Source organism: Streptomyces sp. WZ-12, from assembly GCF_028898845.1.
Lineage (GTDB): Bacteria > Actinomycetota > Actinomycetes > Streptomycetales > Streptomycetaceae > Streptomyces.
In genome coordinates, this window is the sequence record NZ_CP118574.1 from 5149289 (window position 1) to 5164829 (window position 15541).

The 15541-nt window shown below is 75.0% G+C and carries 10 protein-coding genes; 6 read left to right on the plus strand and 4 right to left on the minus strand.

Going from position 1 to position 15541, the window contains the following annotated elements:
- Positions 1 to 123: 123 nt before the first annotated feature.
- The gene (locus PV796_RS22385; RefSeq protein ID WP_274915116.1) at positions 124 to 1371 is read right to left on the minus strand and encodes a nucleotide sugar dehydrogenase; all 1248 of its coding nucleotides are present in this window, start codon (positions 1369 to 1371) and stop codon (positions 124 to 126) included.
- A gap of 251 nt (positions 1372 to 1622) precedes the next feature.
- Here PV796_RS22385 and PV796_RS22390 point away from each other — a divergent pair, with 251 nt between their 5' ends.
- Positions 1623 to 3332 (plus strand): glycerol-3-phosphate dehydrogenase/oxidase, encoded by a 1710-nt coding sequence (locus PV796_RS22390; RefSeq protein WP_274915117.1) that lies wholly within the window; start codon positions 1623 to 1625, stop codon positions 3330 to 3332.
- A gap of 11 nt (positions 3333 to 3343) precedes the next feature.
- Here PV796_RS22390 and PV796_RS22395 read toward each other — a convergent pair whose 3' ends face one another.
- On the minus strand, positions 3344 to 4540 hold the full coding sequence (locus PV796_RS22395; RefSeq protein ID WP_274915118.1) for a serine hydrolase domain-containing protein: 1197 nt from the start codon (positions 4538 to 4540) through the stop codon (positions 3344 to 3346).
- 189 nt (positions 4541 to 4729) lie between these two features.
- Here PV796_RS22395 and PV796_RS22400 point away from each other — a divergent pair, with 189 nt between their 5' ends.
- Positions 4730 to 6766: a serine/threonine-protein kinase gene (locus PV796_RS22400; protein ID WP_274915119.1), complete on the plus strand. Its 2037-nt coding sequence runs from the start codon at positions 4730 to 4732 to the stop codon at positions 6764 to 6766.
- A gap of 269 nt (positions 6767 to 7035) precedes the next feature.
- A complete protein-coding gene (locus PV796_RS22405) occupies positions 7036 to 9240 on the plus strand; it encodes a hypothetical protein (RefSeq protein ID WP_274915120.1) in 2205 nt (734 codons plus the stop codon).
- A gap of 38 nt (positions 9241 to 9278) precedes the next feature.
- Here the strand turns inward: PV796_RS22405 and PV796_RS22410 are convergent, their stop codons facing one another.
- Complete coding sequence (locus tag PV796_RS22410) at positions 9279 to 10790, minus strand: class I adenylate-forming enzyme family protein (RefSeq protein ID WP_274915121.1); 1512 nt, start codon at positions 10788 to 10790, stop codon at positions 9279 to 9281.
- Between the two features lie 276 nt (positions 10791 to 11066).
- Here PV796_RS22410 and PV796_RS22415 point away from each other — a divergent pair, with 276 nt between their 5' ends.
- The 3 genes from PV796_RS22415 to PV796_RS22425 all read left to right on the plus strand — a co-directional run bounded on the left by PV796_RS22415 (position 11067) and on the right by PV796_RS22425 (position 14182).
- On the plus strand, positions 11067 to 12260 hold the full coding sequence (locus PV796_RS22415) for an acyl-CoA dehydrogenase family protein (RefSeq protein ID WP_274915122.1): 1194 nt from the start codon (positions 11067 to 11069) through the stop codon (positions 12258 to 12260).
- Between the two features lie 7 nt (positions 12261 to 12267).
- The gene (locus PV796_RS22420) at positions 12268 to 13230 is read left to right on the plus strand and encodes an acyl-CoA dehydrogenase family protein (RefSeq protein WP_274915123.1); all 963 of its coding nucleotides are present in this window, start codon (positions 12268 to 12270) and stop codon (positions 13228 to 13230) included.
- A gap of 478 nt (positions 13231 to 13708) precedes the next feature.
- Entirely contained in the window at positions 13709 to 14182 is a 474-nt protein-coding gene (locus PV796_RS22425) for an ATP-binding protein (RefSeq protein ID WP_274915124.1), read from the plus strand.
- A gap of 333 nt (positions 14183 to 14515) precedes the next feature.
- On the opposite strand, the gene PV796_RS22430 is transcribed toward PV796_RS22425, so the two are convergent.
- Positions 14516 to 15442 carry a cyclase family protein gene (locus tag PV796_RS22430; protein WP_274915125.1) on the minus strand — a complete coding sequence of 309 codons (927 nt, stop codon included), beginning with the start codon at positions 15440 to 15442 and terminating at the stop codon, positions 14516 to 14518.
- Positions 15443 to 15541 lie beyond the last annotated feature (99 nt).

The window sequence follows — 15541 nt, forward strand, 5'->3', positions numbered from 1 at the left end:
GCTCTCCCGCCGCCGGGGTTGCTCTTCTCGCCTTCGGCGAAGGGGTGTTGGGGTGGGGGAGAGGTGAAAGCCCGGCTGCGCGTTGCGCGGCCGGGCTTCGTCGTTGGCGCCCCGGTGTGGGTGTCAGAGGCGGTGGGCGGCGCCGGTGGGGGTGGCGCCTCGGGTGTCCAGGAGGAGTTGGGCTTTGACGGCCAGGCCCTGGAGGTCGTAGGTGCGGTGGGGCTGGAGGAGCACCGTCAGGTCGGCGGCGGAGGCGGCCTCGTAGAGGGAGTCGGCGCGGGGGACGGGGCGGCCGGCGACGTCCCAGTGGGGGACGTGGGGGTCGTGGTAGCTGAGGTGGGCGCCGAGGCGGCGGAGGCGGGCGGCGACCTCGTGGGCGGGGGTGCCGGTGAGGTCGGCGAGGTCGGGCTTGTAGGTGACGCCGAGGAGCAGGATGCGGGCGCCGCGGGCGGACTTGCCGTGTTCGTTGAGGAGGGTGGTGCAGCGCTGGATGACGTAGGCGGGCATCCGGCCGTTGATCTCCTGGGCGAGTTCCACCATGCGGAGCGGTGAGCGGGGCGAACTGCCTTGGGTGGCGGGGTGGTTGGGGTGGAGGGGGGCGGCGTGGCCGCCGACGCCGGGGCCGGGGCGGAAGGACTGGAAGCCGAACGGCTTGGTCTCGGCGCAGCGGATGACGTCCCACAGGTCGACGCCGATCTCGTGGCAGTAGACCGCCATCTCGTTCATCAGGGCGATGTTGATGTGCCGGTAGTTGGTCTCCAGCAGGTGGGCGGTCTCGGCCTCGCGGGGGCCGCGGGCGCGGACGACCTTGTCGGTGAGGCGGCCGTAGAAGGCGGCGGCGGCCTCGGTGCAGGCGGGGGTGAGGCCGCCGATGACCTTGGGGGTGTTGCGGTAGAGGTGGGTGCGGTTGCCGGGGTCGTGGCGGGCGGGGGAGCAGGCGAGGTGGAAGTCGCGGCCGGCGGTGAGGCCGGAGCCGGCCTCCAGCAGCGGGCGCAGGAACTCCTCGGTGGTGCCCGGGTGTCCGGCCGATTCCAGGATGACGGTGGTGTGCGGGCGCAGTCGGGCGGCCAGGGTGCGGGCGGCCTCGGCGAGGGCGGTCAGGTCCGGGGTGCGGTCCTCGTCGGGCGGGGTGGGGGCGCACAGGACGGCGGTGCGGACCCGGCCGAGGGTGGCGGGGTCGGTGGTGGTGCGGAAGCCGGCGGCGAGCAGGCGGCGGATCTCGGCGGCGGAGAGCGGGCCGCCGGCGCCGGCCAGGGCGGCCGCGCGGGGGTCGGGGTCGTAGCCGAGGGTGGCCAGGCCGGCGGCGGTGGCGGCCTGGGCGAGGGGGAGACCCAGGTGTCCGAGTCCGATGACGGCGAGGTCTGCGGGCATGCTGCGGCCGTCCTTCCCGAGCGATGGTTTCAGGTCCCTGCGCGGTGGCCTCCCGGCGTCCGGTCCGGCGGGAGGGCGGGCCGGATACCAAAAGGTCATAAGTAGACTAAGCGGATATTTGACCCAGAATGGGTATTGGTGGACCAAGGTGGCCGGGTGTTGCCACCACGAGCGGACGGTGGTTGCCGGAACCAGGCGCGGACAGAATCGACGGACGGGGGTCCGGCTCCGAATCACAGCGGGAGGCAGTGGTGAAGACAGCGACACTCGGACCGGCGCAGCGCGCCAAGGCACTCACCCAGATGGCGGAGCGAGAACTGGACGTCCTGGTGGTCGGCGGCGGGGTCGTCGGTGCCGGTACGGCGCTGGACGCCGCGACCCGCGGGCTGGACACCGGGCTCGTCGAGGCCCGGGACTGGGCGTCGGGCACCTCCAGCCGGTCGAGCAAGCTCATCCACGGCGGCCTGCGGTACTTGGAGATGTTGGACTTCGCGCTGGTGCGGGAGGCGTTGAAGGAGCGCGGGCTGCTGCTCCAGCGGCTGGCGCCGCATCTGGTCAAGCCGGTGCCGTTCCTGTATCCGCTGCAGCACCGGGGCTGGGAGCGCCTCTACGCGGGCTCCGGGGTGGCGTTGTACGACGGGATGTCGGTCTCCTCCGGGCACGGCCGGGGGCTGCCCGTCCACCGGCACCTCTCGCACCGCCGGGCGCTGCGGGTGGCGCCCTGCCTGAAGAAGGACGCGCTGGTGGGCGCGTTGCAGTACTACGACGCGCAGATGGACGACGCGCGCTACGTCACCACCCTGGTGCGGACCGCGGCCGCCTACGGGGCCCAAGTCGCCAACCGGGCACGGGTGGTGGGGTTCCTGCGTGAGGGCGAGCGGGTGGTCGGCGCGCGGGTGCAGGACGTCGAGAGCGGGGCGGAGCACGAGATCCGGGCCCGACAGATCGTCAACGCGACCGGCGTGTGGACCGATGACACCCAGGCGCTCATCGGGGAGCGCGGTCAGTTCCACGTCCGCGCCTCCAAGGGCATCCACCTGGTCGTCCCCAAGGACCGGATCCACTCGACGACCGGGCTGATCCTGCGCACGGAGAAGAGCGTGCTGTTCGTCATCCCCTGGGGGCGGCACTGGATCATCGGCACCACGGACACCGACTGGGACCTGGACAAGGCGCACCCGGCGGCCTCCAGCGCCGACATCGACTACCTGCTGGAGCACGTGAACACGGTGCTGGCCACGCCGTTGACCCGGGACGACGTGCAGGGCGTCTACGCCGGGCTGCGGCCGTTGTTGGCCGGTGAGTCGGACGCCACCAGCAAGCTGTCGCGGGAACACACCGTCGCGCACCCGGTGCCCGGTCTGGTGGTCATCGCGGGCGGCAAGTACACCACGTACCGGGTGATGGCCAAGGACGCGGTGGACGAGGCGGTGCACGGGCTGGACGCCCGGGTCGCGGAGTGCGTCACCGAGGACGTGCCGCTGGCCGGCGCGGAGGGCTACCGGGCGCTGTGGAACGCGCGGGCCCGGATCGCGGCCCGCACCGGGTTGCACGTGGCCCGCATAGAGCATCTGCTGAACCGCTACGGCTCGCTGGCCGAGGAGCTGTTGCAACTGGTGGTGGCCGACCCCACGTTGGGCCGGCCGCTGGCCGCCGCCGACGACTACCTGCGCGCCGAGGTCGTCTACGCCTGCACGCACGAGGGCGCCCGGCACCTCGACGACGTGCTGACCCGGCGCACCCGGATCTCCATCGAGACCTTCGACCGCGGCACCCGCAGCGCCCGGGAGGCCGCCGAGCTGATGGCGCCGGCCCTGGGGTGGGACAGCGCGCAGATCGAGAAGGAGGTCGCGCACTACCAGAAGCGGGTGGAGGCGGAGCGCGAGTCGCAGCGTCAGCCGGACGATCTGACGGCGGATGCGGCCCGGTTGGGCGCGCCGGACATCGTGCCGCTGTCGTAGCGGGCGGTTTCTCAGGAGTGGCGGGTCCGGGCGGTGCGGGGCGGGCAGAACTCGGCGGTCAGGACGGCGGTGCCGTCGGTGTGGCTGGCCGGGGCGTCGGTGTTGACCCGGTAGCTGACCAGGTGCCGGCCGTCGGCGGTGCCGGCGGTCTGCGCGTAGGAGCCGCTGATGTCGCCGTTGTGGCCCCAGACCGTCACGCCGCAGGGCAGGTGGGTGGCGTAGAGGCCCATGCCGTAGGCGCCGTCGGTGGCCTTCTCGCTGCGCAGTTCGGACATCTGGCGGGGCGCCAGGAGCCTGCCGCCGAGCAGCGCGGCGAAGAACCGGTTGAGGTCGCCGAGGGTGGTGATCATCTCGCCGGCGGCGCCGGCCCGGCTGGGGTCGAAGGCGGTGCTGTCCACCCGGCGGCCGTCGATCCGGGAGTAGCCGCGCCCGTGCGGGGTGGGCAGCGCGGGGCTGTTGCCGGGGAACGAGGTGTCGCGCAGGCCGTACGGGACCAGGATGCGGCGGCGTACCTCCTCGGCGTACGGGTGCCCGGTGACGGCCCGGATGACCAGGCCGAGGACCAGGTAGTTGGTGTTGGAGTAGGCGTAGGCGGTGCCGGGGGCGGCGGTCGGGGGGTGGGCGAGCGCGATCCGCAGCAGCTCGGTCGCGGTGTAGTGGTCGTAGCGGTGGGCGGGGAAGCCGGTGCCGGACAGCTGGGTGGCGAGGCGGGGGTCGTCGGTGTAGTTGAACAGGCCGCTCGTGTGGTCGAGCAGTTGGCGGACCGTCACCCGGCGCAGATCGCTCCCGTCGTGCGGTCCCGAGCGCGGCACGCCGGGCGGCAGGTGGTCGGCGGCCCGGCCGTCCAGCGACAGTTGGCCCTCGCCGACGAGTTGCAGGACCACCGTGGCGATGAGGGTCTTGGTGAGGCTGCCCGCCCGGAAGTGGTCCGGCCGGCGCATCTTCCGGCCGTTGCGCAGATCGGCGACGCCGGCCGCGGCGAACCGGGACGCGGACAGGCGGCCGCCCCGGGTGACCAACGAGGCCGCGCCGGGGGCGCCGTCGGCGACCAGGCGGTGCAGCGCGGCCGTCGCCGCGGCCGGCGACGGCGCGGCCCCCGGGGACGGAACGGAGGTGAAGGGAATGCTCGAACACGCCGTCAGGCCCAGGGCGGCCAGGGCAGACAGGGCGGCCCGCGCGGCGGTGCGCGGGGCGGGGCTGAGGGGCAAAAAGAACTCCCGTCGTCGGGGCCATCATGACGGGTGTGTGACGGCCTCCCGAATCCACCCGGGCCTTCCGCACGGCTGTGGATGAGGGAGAATGAAGGCTCTGCCAGGGTGGGTTGTCCGAGTTGGGCCAGTTTGGCGATCGATGGAGAATCGAGAGTGCCAACTCGGCTGGATTGCAGAGGGGATTCAGTGGGCGACGAGGTCGAGATGGACGGCAAGGAGGGCAGGCTGCTCGCCGGCCGGTACCGGCTCGCCGATGTTCTCGGCCGGGGCGGCATGGGCACCGTCTGGCGGGCCGGTGACGAGGTGCTGGGCCGCACGGTCGCGGTCAAGGAACTGCGCTTCCCCGGCGGGGTCGAGGAGGACGAGAAGCGCCGCCTGATCACCCGCACCCTGCGCGAGGCCAAGGCGATCGCCCGGATCCGCAACAACGGCGCGGTGACGGTCTACGACGTGGTCGACGAGGACGACCGGCCGTGGATCGTGATGGAGCTGGTCGAGGGCCGCTCGCTGGCCGAGGTCATCCGCGACGACGGTGCGCTCACGCCGCGCCGCGCCGCCGAGGTGGGTCTGGCGGTGCTCGACGTGCTGCGTGCCGCCCACGGCCAGGGCATCCTGCACCGCGACGTGAAGCCGTCCAACGTGCTGATCTCCGACGACGGCCGGGTCGTGCTCACCGACTTCGGCATCGCCCAGGTCGAGGGCGACCCGTCGGTGACGTCGACCGGCATGCTGGTCGGCGCGCCCTCGTACATCTCGCCGGAGCGGGCCCGCGGGCAGAAGCCCGGCCCGCCGGCCGACCTGTGGTCCCTGGGCGGCCTGCTGTACGCCTGCGTCGAGGGCTCCCCGCCGTACGACAAGGGGTCGGCGATCGCCACCCTCACCGCGGTGATGACCGAGCCGGTCGAGCCGCCCAAGAGCGCCGGGCCGCTGGAGGACGTGATCTACGGCCTGTTGGTGAAGGACCCGGCGGGCCGGCTGGACGAGGCGGCGGCGCGGGCGCTGCTGCTGGAGGTCATCCACGCCCCGGAGCCCAAGCCGGAGCCGCCGGCGGACGCGACCCGGGCGATGGCGCTGCCCACGGTGCCGGCCGATCCCGCGGAGCGGTCGGCCGCCAAGGCCACCAAGCCCGTCAAGGGCGCGGCCAAGTCCCGGGCGCCGAAGAAGCCGAAGGCGAGGCCGGCGGCCGGGGCTGCCGCGGCGGCCGGCGCGGCGGCGGAGGCCGCACAGGAGGCGCACGCGCCGAACGGGGCGCGGACGGACGGCGGTTCGGCCCGTGCGGCGGCGGTGCGAGAGTCCGCCGAGGGGCCGGCCGCGACGCGAGGGACCGCCGGGAAGGCGCCGGCGAACGGCGCTCCGGCCCGTACCGGGTTCGACGCCGACGCCGCCAAGGAGCGGGTGCGCGCCGCGCTGACGTCGGTGCGGAACGCCGCGGCCGCGGTGCGTTCGGAGTCCAGACCCGGTGACGGGGACGGTCGTCCCGCTCCGCCGCGCGCGTCGGTGACCGATGTCGTCCCACGCCGCACGCTGATCGTCGGGGTGGTCGTGGTCGTCGTCGTCCTCGGGACGCTGCTGGCCCTGGCGTTCAGCGGCGACGACGGCGGCACCGCCAAGAAGAGCGGCGCGTCGGCGGCCGCGAGCACGCCCGCGACGGAGTCCGCCGCGGCCAGCAAGGACGCGGGCACCGACGGCCCGGGCACGCCCGGCGGCCGGACGCCGGGCGGCCAGGACGGCAAGCCCGGCGCCGGGAAGAAGGACGGGGCGGCGCTCCCGGACGGCTACGCGCAGGTCGCCAACGGCGGCTTCCACTTCAAGATGGCGATGCCCAAGGGCTTCAAGCAGACCGCCACCGCCGGGACGAACTCCGGCGCCATCTACAGCGCCTCCGGCGGCTTCCCGCGCGTCCAGGTCGACTTCAACGACTCACCGGGCAAGGACGCCGCGGCGTCCTGGCGCGCCCTGGAGCCCAACGTGGCCAGCTCCAGCGACTCCTACCACCTGCTCGGCATCAAGTCGGTGGACTGGCGCGGCTATCCGACCGTCGCGGACTGGTCGTTCACCCGCCACCAGGGCGGCGAGGACGTGCGGGTCCTCAACCGCGGCTTCCGCGCCGACGACCAGCACGGCTTCGCCATCATGGTCACCTGCAAGGCGGACGCCTGGGACGGCGCGGAGTGCCGGCAGTTGCGCGACACCGCGTTCCGTACCTTCGCGGTGCAGGACTGAGCTCGTGCCGGGCAGTCCCTGCGCCGGGCCGACACCGTGCCGGGCTGAGCCCCTGTCGGACTGATCCTCCGCACGCCTGACTCCTTGTCGGGCCGACCGCAGTGCCGGCGCGCTCGTCCGCGGGCCCGCCTCCCCGCCGCGGGGCGGACGCCTGCGCGCGGCGCGGCCCGGCGGGCTCAACTGTCAGTGCCGCGCCGTATCGTGAGAAGTCCAGCGCCGGTCCGCATCGCACAGCGGCCGGGGCGGCGCACGCTGAGGGGAGGCGCGTCGTGGAGCAGCATCCGAGGGGGGCGTACCCCTCGCCGTCCGGGGTTCAGGGGCGCCTGCTCGCCGAGCGCTACCGCCTGTCGGCGCCGCCCGGTGACGAGGCCTCCCACGGCGAGGCGTTCGCCGGGCACACCGGCCCGCTCCGGGCGTTCGACACCTACAGCGGGCAGGCCGTGGCCGTCCGGCAGGTGCCGCTGCCGGAGGTGGTGGAGGCCGAGGTGCCGGCCGCGGACGGGGAGTTCACGGACGGCCGGTTCCCGGATGGCGCGTTCACGGACGGGCGGGCGCAGGACGGCTTCGGCGGCGGTGGCCGCGGGGCGTTCGGCGGCCCGGGCGGTCCGGCGGGCGCCGACCGCACCCCCCGGGACCCGGCCGTCCGCCGCGCCCTCTGGGCCGCCACGGCCGCCGCCCAACTCCCCGACCACCCGCTGCTGGAGCAGGTCTTCGACGTCTTCGCGCAGGACGGCGGCCTGTGGATCGTCGGCGAACTCCTGCCCGCCCGCCCGCTGTCCGCGCTGCTCGACGGGCGGACGCTCGGCCCGCACCGCGCCGCGGAGATCGCCGCCGATCTGCTGACCGCGCTGCGCGCCCTGCAGGCGCACGGCTGGAGCCACCGCAATGTCACCGCCGACACGGTCCTGGTCTGTGACGACGGCCGGGCGGTGCTGACGGGGCTGGCGGCCGGCGCGGCCCAGGAGGCGCTGTGCGGGTACGACCCGATGCCCAAGGAGCCGGCGGCGGCGGTGGTTTCGCTGGTCAAGGTGGGCGGCGGGGAGGCGGCCGTCGACGGCGCGGCGGGCGCGGGGCTGACCGGGCTCGCCGCCGAGCGGGCCCGCCAGGCGCGGCTGGCGATGGTCGGCCCGGTCACCGAGCGCTGGGCGCCGGAGCGGGCCGGGCCGGTGGGCGGCGACGACGGGCCGGCGGGGCCGGCCGCCGATCTGTGGGCGATGGGCGCCCTGTTGTTCCGCGCGGTGCAGGGCCGGCCGCCGTTCCCGGAGGAGAGCGCCGCCGAGCTGGTCCGGCTGGTGGGCGCGCGGCCGCCCGCCGAGGCCGGGGAGGCCGGGGCGCTGCGCCCGGTCATCGAGGAGCTGCTGTGCCGGGATCCGGCCGGGCGGCCGGCGCCCGAGGAACTGCGCGGCCGGCTACGGGCGCTGGTGCGGACGGCGCCGGAGCCCGATCTGGGCCGCCGGCTGGTGACCCTGCCGGCGCTGGAGGGGCCCGCGGACCCGCGCCGGCTGCCGATCCTCCGCCGCCGGGGCGAACTGGTCCGCCAGGGGCGCACGAAGCGTTTCCGGGGCGGTCAGGAACGGCCGGGGGGTGCCTTTGCGGGCCGGGCGGCGACCGCCCCCCGGCCGCGGTCCGCACCGTCCCGTTCTCTCAAGTCCCCTCTCTCCGGTGGGCGTTCGGCCGCTCCGACGCGGGAGTCCGCGGAGCTGCTGGGGCAGGTCGCGGTCGGGCCGGTGCCGCAGCGGGCGCGCGAGCGGGGGGCGCGGGCGCCGCGCAGTCTGGGGCGGGTACTGCTCGCCGCGATCCTGCTGATGGTGGTGGCCGGGATCGCCTACGCCGTGGTGTTCCTGCCCAAGTCCGGGGCGGACGCGGCGGGTGGGCCGTCGGGTGCGGACCTCTCCGGCACCTCGGGCGGCGCCCCCGGCAGCAGCCCCGCCCCCTCACCCGGCCAGGGCGACGGCACCGACGGCAAGGGCGCCGGCCGCACGCCGGGCTCCGGCGAGCCGCAGACCACCGCCCCCGGGACGGTCGCCCCGGGGTTCGAACTCCGCGCGGACCCCGCCGGGTTCCGGATCGCGGTGCGCAAGGGTTGGCAGCGCCGCCCCGGCACGGACCACGGCCGGGTGCGCTACGCCGGCGGGGGCTACGAGCTGCTGGTGGTCCCCGGCCGCGACGCCACCGCGCAGTTCGGCACCGACCCGTCGGCCTACCAGCAGGACACCGAGCCCGAGTTGGCGGCCTACCGCGCCGCCAGCTGGTCGGAGATATCCGGGCAGCGGCGGATCGACGTGGGGCAGACGGCGATGGCCGAGGCCACCTTCACCTGGAAGGACGGCGACGGCCGCCCGGTCTACGCCCGCAACCTCGCGATGATCCGCGACGGCCGCTACCACGTCGTCCTGGCCATGGGCCCGGAGTCCGGCCGGGCCGAGGTGGACCGGCTGTACTCGGAGGCGAGCAGCTCCTACCGGCCCACATAGCGGTACGCAGCGCATGGTCGGGTCGCCACGGGTACGCCCTAGGCCCCGCCGAACCGCTCCCGCAGCTCCTGCTTGAGCACCTTGCGCAGGGTCGCGCCGCGCGGCAGTTCCGGCAGCACCTCCAGCCGCTCCGGCAGCTTGTGCCGGGCGAGCCCCTGGGCGAGCAGATGGGAGGCGACGGTGCCGAGGGTCAACGCCTCGGCTCCCGGCGGCTGTTCGACCACGGCGCAGACCAGCTCCCCGCGTTCCGGGTCCGGCAGGCCGATGACGGCCGCGTCGGCGATGTCCGGATGCCGGTAGAGGAGGTCCTCGACCTCCCGGGCGGAGACGTTCTCGCCCTTGCGGATGATGATGTCCTTCAGGCGGCCGGTGAGCACCAGGTGGCCGGTGGGCGCGAGGCGGCCGGTGTCGCCGGTGCGGAGGAAGCCGTCGGCGTCGAACGCCCCGGGCTCGTCGAGGTAACCGCGGCAGACCGCCGGGCCGCGCAGCAGTATCTCCCCGGTCCCCGGCGCGATCTTGATCTCCATGCCGGCGGGCGGGCGCCCGTCGGTGGTGGCCAGCAGCTCGGCGTCGTCGCGCGGGTCGCCCATGGTGACCATCGGGGCCTCGGTGAGGGCGTAGCCGTGGGTGAGTTGGCAGCCCAGTTCGGCCACCACCTCGTGGTACAGCGCGGGCGGCATGGGGGCGCCGCCCCCGGCCAGCAGCCGCAGGTCCGGCAACAGCCGCCGGCCGGCGGGGAGTTTGCGCTGCTCGGCGAGGAAGAGGGAGTAGAAGGCGGTGGAGCCGCCGGCGACGGTGACCCGGTGGCGGCGGTAGGGGGCGAGGGCGGCGGGCAGCGCGAAGCGCTCCAGCAGGACGGCCGGGATGCCGTGCCGGAGCAGCATCACGGTGTAGTCGGGGCCGGCGACATGGGCGTACGGGAAGGCCATCGAGCCGACGTCGGCGGGGCCCAGGCGGAGCGCGTCGGCCAGCCACTCACCGGCGGTGCGCAGGCTGCGGTCGGTGTGCAGCACGCCGCGCGGGGCGGCGGTGGTCCCGGAGGTCCAGTAGATCCAGCGGGGCGCGTCGGGGTCGGTGGGCGGCGGGGGCAGGGTGGCCGGGTCGCCGTCCGGCAGGGGGTCGTACGCCTCGATGACGGCCGGCGGTACGGGCAGTTGGCGGGCCAGGCGGTGCGCCGTCGCGGTGGGGTCGACGCCGCGCCGGGCGCCGGGGACGAGGACGAAGGCGGCGCGGGTGCGGCGCAGCACCTGGCCCAGTTCGTGGTCGCGGTAGAGCGGCAGGACCGGGCTCTGCACCGCGCCGAGCCGGGCCAGGGCGAGGCTGATCAGCACCGTCTCGATGCGGGTGGGCAGTTGCCAGACGACCCGGCTGCCGGGCCCGACGCCGCGCGCGGTCAGCCCGGCGGCGACCCGTTCGGCGCGCTCGCGCAGCGCGCCGAAGGTGATCCGGTGCTCGTCCCGGGCGGCCCGAGCGCCCTGGACGAGGGCGAGGGCGTCGGGCGTGCGGGCGGCGCGCCAGGCGACCAGGTCCCACAGGGTGCTGCCGGTCATGGCGCCCTCCAACAGGTTTCTGACGCTACGTCAGATCGGCTCCCGAGCGTACGGCCCGATGTCTTGTCGGTCCAGGGGGGTGGGTCTAGCCTGGGGCCGGCAGAGAGATCTGACGCTGCATCAGATCGATGGTGCGGCCGATCGACACGGGTGAGGGGAGACCATGGCGCAGTCGACGGAGCCGCCGGGCGCCACCGGCGTCGACGACCGGGCGGGCGGGCCGGCGCACCGCGGCGCGGCCCGGCCCCCGGCACGGCACCGGGACCGGGACCGCTAGTGGACCTCAGTTACACCGAGGAGGAGGAAGCCTTCAGGGCCCGGTTGCGGGCCTGGCTCGCCGAGGTGCTGCCGAAGCTGCCGCCGGGGCCCGCGGCCACCGACTGGCCCGGCCGGCGGGCGTACGACGCGGCCTGGCAACGGATGTTGTACGACGCCGGGTACGCCGGGCTGCACTGGCCGGTCGACGCCGGCGGGCGGGGCGCCACCCCCACCCAGCACCTGATCTTCCTGGAGGAGACCGAGCGGGCCGGCGCCCCGTACGTCGGCGCCAACTTCGTCGGGCTGCTGCACGCCGGCCCCACCATCGCCGCCGAGGGCACCGCCGCCCAGCGGGCCCGCTGGCTGCCGCCGATCCTGCGCGGCGAGGAGATCTGGTGCCAGGGCTTCAGCGAGCCGGACGCCGGCTCCGACCTGGCCGCGCTGCGCACCCGGGCGGTGCGGGACGGCGACGACTACGTGGTGACCGGCGCCAAGGTCTGGACCTCGCACGCCGAGGTCGCCGACTGGTGCGAACTGCTCGTCCGCACCGACCCCGACGCTCCCCGGCACCGCGGCATCAGTTGGTTGGCGATGCCGATGGACGCGCCCGGAGTGACGGTGCGGCCGCTGCGGACGCTGGCCGGCTCCACGGAGTTCGCCGAGGTCTTCCTCGACGAGGTCCGGATTCCGGTCGCCCACCGCATCGGTGCCGAGCACGACGGCTGGCGGGTGACGATGGTGACGCTCTCCTTCGAGCGCGGCACCGCCTTCGTCGGCGAGGTGGTGGCCTGCCGCCGGGTGCTCGCCGAACTGGCCCGCGCCGCCCGCGCCAACGGCCGCTGGGACGACGCGGTGCTGCGCCGCCGACTGGGCCGGCTGAACGCCGAGTTCGCCGCGCTGTGGCGGCTGACCCAGTGGAACGTCAGCGAGAGCATGGGACTCCCCCCTGGTCGAGCGGACGCGGGACCTCGGGGGAACACCGGCGGCGTCCCGGGCACCGGCGGCTCGGTCTTCAAGCTGCGCTACTCGCACGCCCGCCAGGAGCTCTACGACGCGGCGGCCGAGGTGCTCGGCGGGCGGGCGCTGGACGCCGACCACCCCTGGGTCACCGACCGGCTCTCCGCCCTGGCGTACACCATCGCCGCGGGCACCTCGCAGATCCAGCGGAACATCGTCGCCGAGCGGATACTCGGCCTGCCGAAGGGGCGGTGAGGGGTGGGTGCGCTTCCAACTCGACGCGGACCAGCGGGCGTTGCGGGACGGTACCCGGGAGCTGCTGGCCGGCCGCTTCGACCGGGACCGCCTGCGCGCGGCCGTCGACGCCCCGGCGCTGGACCGTCGTCTGTGGCGGGAGCTGGCCGCCGCCGGCCTCTTCGCGCTGCGGTTGCCGGAGGCCGACGGCGGTGTCGGACTGGGGCTCCCGGAGGCCGTCGTGGTCTTCGAGGAGGCCGGCCGGGCGCTGCTGCCGGGGCCGCTGGTGGCCGGGCTGCTGCTGGCGGGGGCGGTGGACGGGGCGGCCACCGGCGAGCGGGTCGTCGGCCTGTGCGACGCCGCGGCCGACCCGGTGTACTGGGAACACCCGGCCGACTGCGACGCGTTGGTCCTCCTGGAGGCGGGGGAACCGGGCCGTGCCGGTCGGGCCTACCGCTGCGCGCCCGCCGAGGTCGGCCGTGCCCCGCTCGCCTCCGTCGACCCGCTGACCCCGCTGGCCCGCGTCCTCGACCCGCCGCGCACCGCCCCGCTCGCCGGCCTGGACGCGGCGCGGCTGCGCCGGGAGGCGGCGCTGCTGACCGCCGCCCAGCAACTGGGCAGCGCGGCCCGCACGGTGGAGCTGGCCGTGGAGCACGCCCGCCGGCGCACCCAGTTCGGCGCGGCCATCGGCTCGTTCCAGGCGGTGAAGCACCTGTGCGCGGAGATGCTGGTCCGCGCCGAGTTGGCCCGGGTCGCGGTCTATGCGGCGGCGGTCACCGGTGACGCCCTCGACGCCGTGGGCGCCAAGCTGTTGGCGGACGAGGCCGCGGTGCGCAACGCCCGGGACTGCCTCCAGGTGCACGGCGGGATCGGCTTCACCTGGGAGGCCGATGCCCATCTGCACCTCAAACGGGCCTGGTTGAGGGCCGAGAGCTGGGGCGGCGCGCGGGAGGCGGAGGAGCGGCTGGCGGACGCCTTGGTGAGGGAGTGACGGAGCGTGCCGGCGCCCGTCGTTGCTCACGGAGCGTCGCAAGAACGGCAATGTCAGACTCTGGCACCCGCGGTGCGAAATGTCGGAACCCGCACGCATAAGTTGTCATGCGGGGTCGATATCGGGTTGTGTCCTTGGCGTGACTCGTCGCAGGGGGGAGTCAGCGGCACGCTCGGGTACGCTCCGTGGGGTGCGAGTGGTTCTGTGGCGCAGTAGTTGCGGTGCTGTCCGGCGGATGGCTCCGGGCTCCCGAGTGCGCGCCGCTCGCCGTGGGCCAGGCCCCGACGACCCCCCATGTTCGACTCCCCGCGCTGTGCGTCGCACAGTATGCCGCACGCATACTCCCTTGCGCTGGAATATGCCCGAAGCGGTTGTTGCGGTGACTGAACGTCAACCATGCTGTGCTTCGCCGGAGTCACGCACCGTGACTCCGTGGAGGCGCGAGGCGATGTTTCCGCCGGTTCGGATGGTGTGAGCGGTGCAGGTGCTTCAGGTGCAGTTGGAAGTGCGGCCCGACCCCTCGGAAGTGGGGCGGGCCCGGCGGTGGGCCAGGTCGAGGCTCGCGGGATCGGGCATAGGGGCGGACGAACCGCTCGCCGAGACGCTGATCCTGCTGATCTCCGAGCTGGTCACCAACGCCGTGGTGCATACCGGTGCGTCGGCCCGGGTGCGGCTGTGCTTCTCGGGCAGTGGTGCCGTGGTGGGCACCGTGCGGGTCGAGGTGGTGGACACCAGCGCGCGTCCGCCGCGGCCGCGGCACGCCGACGGCGAGGACACCAACGGCCGCGGGCTGGAGTTGGTCGACGGCCTTGCGGACCGCTGGGGTTGGCAGCACGAGGGTGCCGGCAAGCGGATCTGGTGCGAGGTGGACCGCGGGCAGGCGCTGCTGATGGCGACCGGCGCGGACCTTGGAGCGTATGACCCGCATTGCGCCGCGACAAATCGGGCGTAAGCCGCTGAATCGGTTCGCCAGGCGCGGAATTAGTCCAGACCAGGTGTTGACGTGGCGTGGTCCGGTGATCACTCTTGGGGGAGCGATGCCGCCGTGAGGGGACGTCAAGGCCACAGTGGGTCGGCACGCCGCGCGTGTGGTGTGCCGGGTGGGGGCCCGGTGTGCCGGGCCCGGGTGCCGTCGCGTCGGACCGGCCGTCCGTCGCGAGGGGCGAGGGACCCGCGGCCTTGACGAGTGCGGATCGCGGCCGGAGCTGGGTGGCGGCCCGCGGTGCCGTGCTCGGGGCGCGCAGCGCGCGCCGCCACCTGGCCGGCCGGGGCGCCGGGTTGGGGTTCACAGCACCGCCACCGGCGCGACCGGGGCGCCGGTGGCGCCGACGAACGGCTCCGCCGGCGCGGACAGCAGGAAGGCGTAGCGGCACTCCTGCGCGCAGGCCCGCGACAGTTCCTCCAGGTTCCAGTTCTGGCCCTGGAGCATGCCCATCTCGACCAGGTGCAAGGCGTGCACCGGCAGCCACAACCCCTCGACCTCCGGCGGGAAGACCTCGAAGGTCAGGGTGTCGTTGGCGACCGCGGCCACCCCGCGGGCGTGGAACCACTCCGGGGCGTGCAGCGAGAGCCCGGGCGACGGGAACGCGTACGCCTCCCGGTCGCCGGCCAGGTAGTGCCTCAGGTGCCCGGTGCGGACCAGGACGACATCGCCGGACCGGACCCGCGCCCCGGCCAACTCCTCGGCGGCGGACAGGTCTTCCGGCGTGACCGCGTGCCCGGGCGGCAGCCGGTCGGCGCCGCGGGCCCGGGCCACGTCCAGCAGCACCCCCCGGGAGACGATCGGGGCGGCCTTCTCGATGCCGACCGCGGTGGCGCCGCGGTGCGCGGTGACGGTGTCGGCGGGCCGGCCGTTGTAGAGCCGGCCGGAGTGCGAGACATGGGCCAGGCCGTCCCAGTGGGTGGCGGCCTGGAGGCCCATGGTGACGGTGTCGTCGGAGGTGGCGACGGTGCCCGGACCGAAGGGCTCGTGGTTGATGGCGACCATGGTGTGCAGCGGGTTGACCCGCCCCGGGATCAGGCCGGTCTGCACGCCGTCGTGCCGGAGCGGCAGCGCGAGGGGGACCCGGCGGCCGCTGCGGACGGTCGCGGCGGCGGCGCGCACCACGTCCGGGGTGATCAGGTTCAGGGTGCCGAGCTCGTCGTCCGGGCCCCAGCGGCCCCAGTTGTTCACGCGCCGGGCGATGTCGTGGAACTCCTGAGGGAGGGGCATGGGGCTCCTTGGGGGAGGCGGCGTGGGCGGCGTCCGGGGTCCCGCGCGGCTCGTGCCGGGGGTCTCGTACGGCTCGTGTGCGGGGTCTTGTGCTCGGCC

Coding starts and splice junctions, on each gene's coding strand:
- PV796_RS22385 (WP_274915116.1), bottom strand. CDS start 1,371: ATGCCCGCAGACCTCGCCGTCATCGGACTCGGACACCTGGGTCTCCCC.
- PV796_RS22410 (WP_274915121.1), bottom strand. CDS start 10,790: ATGACCGGCAGCACCCTGTGGGACCTGGTCGCCTGGCGCGCCGCCCGC.
- PV796_RS22430 (WP_274915125.1), bottom strand. CDS start 15,442: ATGCCCCTCCCTCAGGAGTTCCACGACATCGCCCGGCGCGTGAACAAC.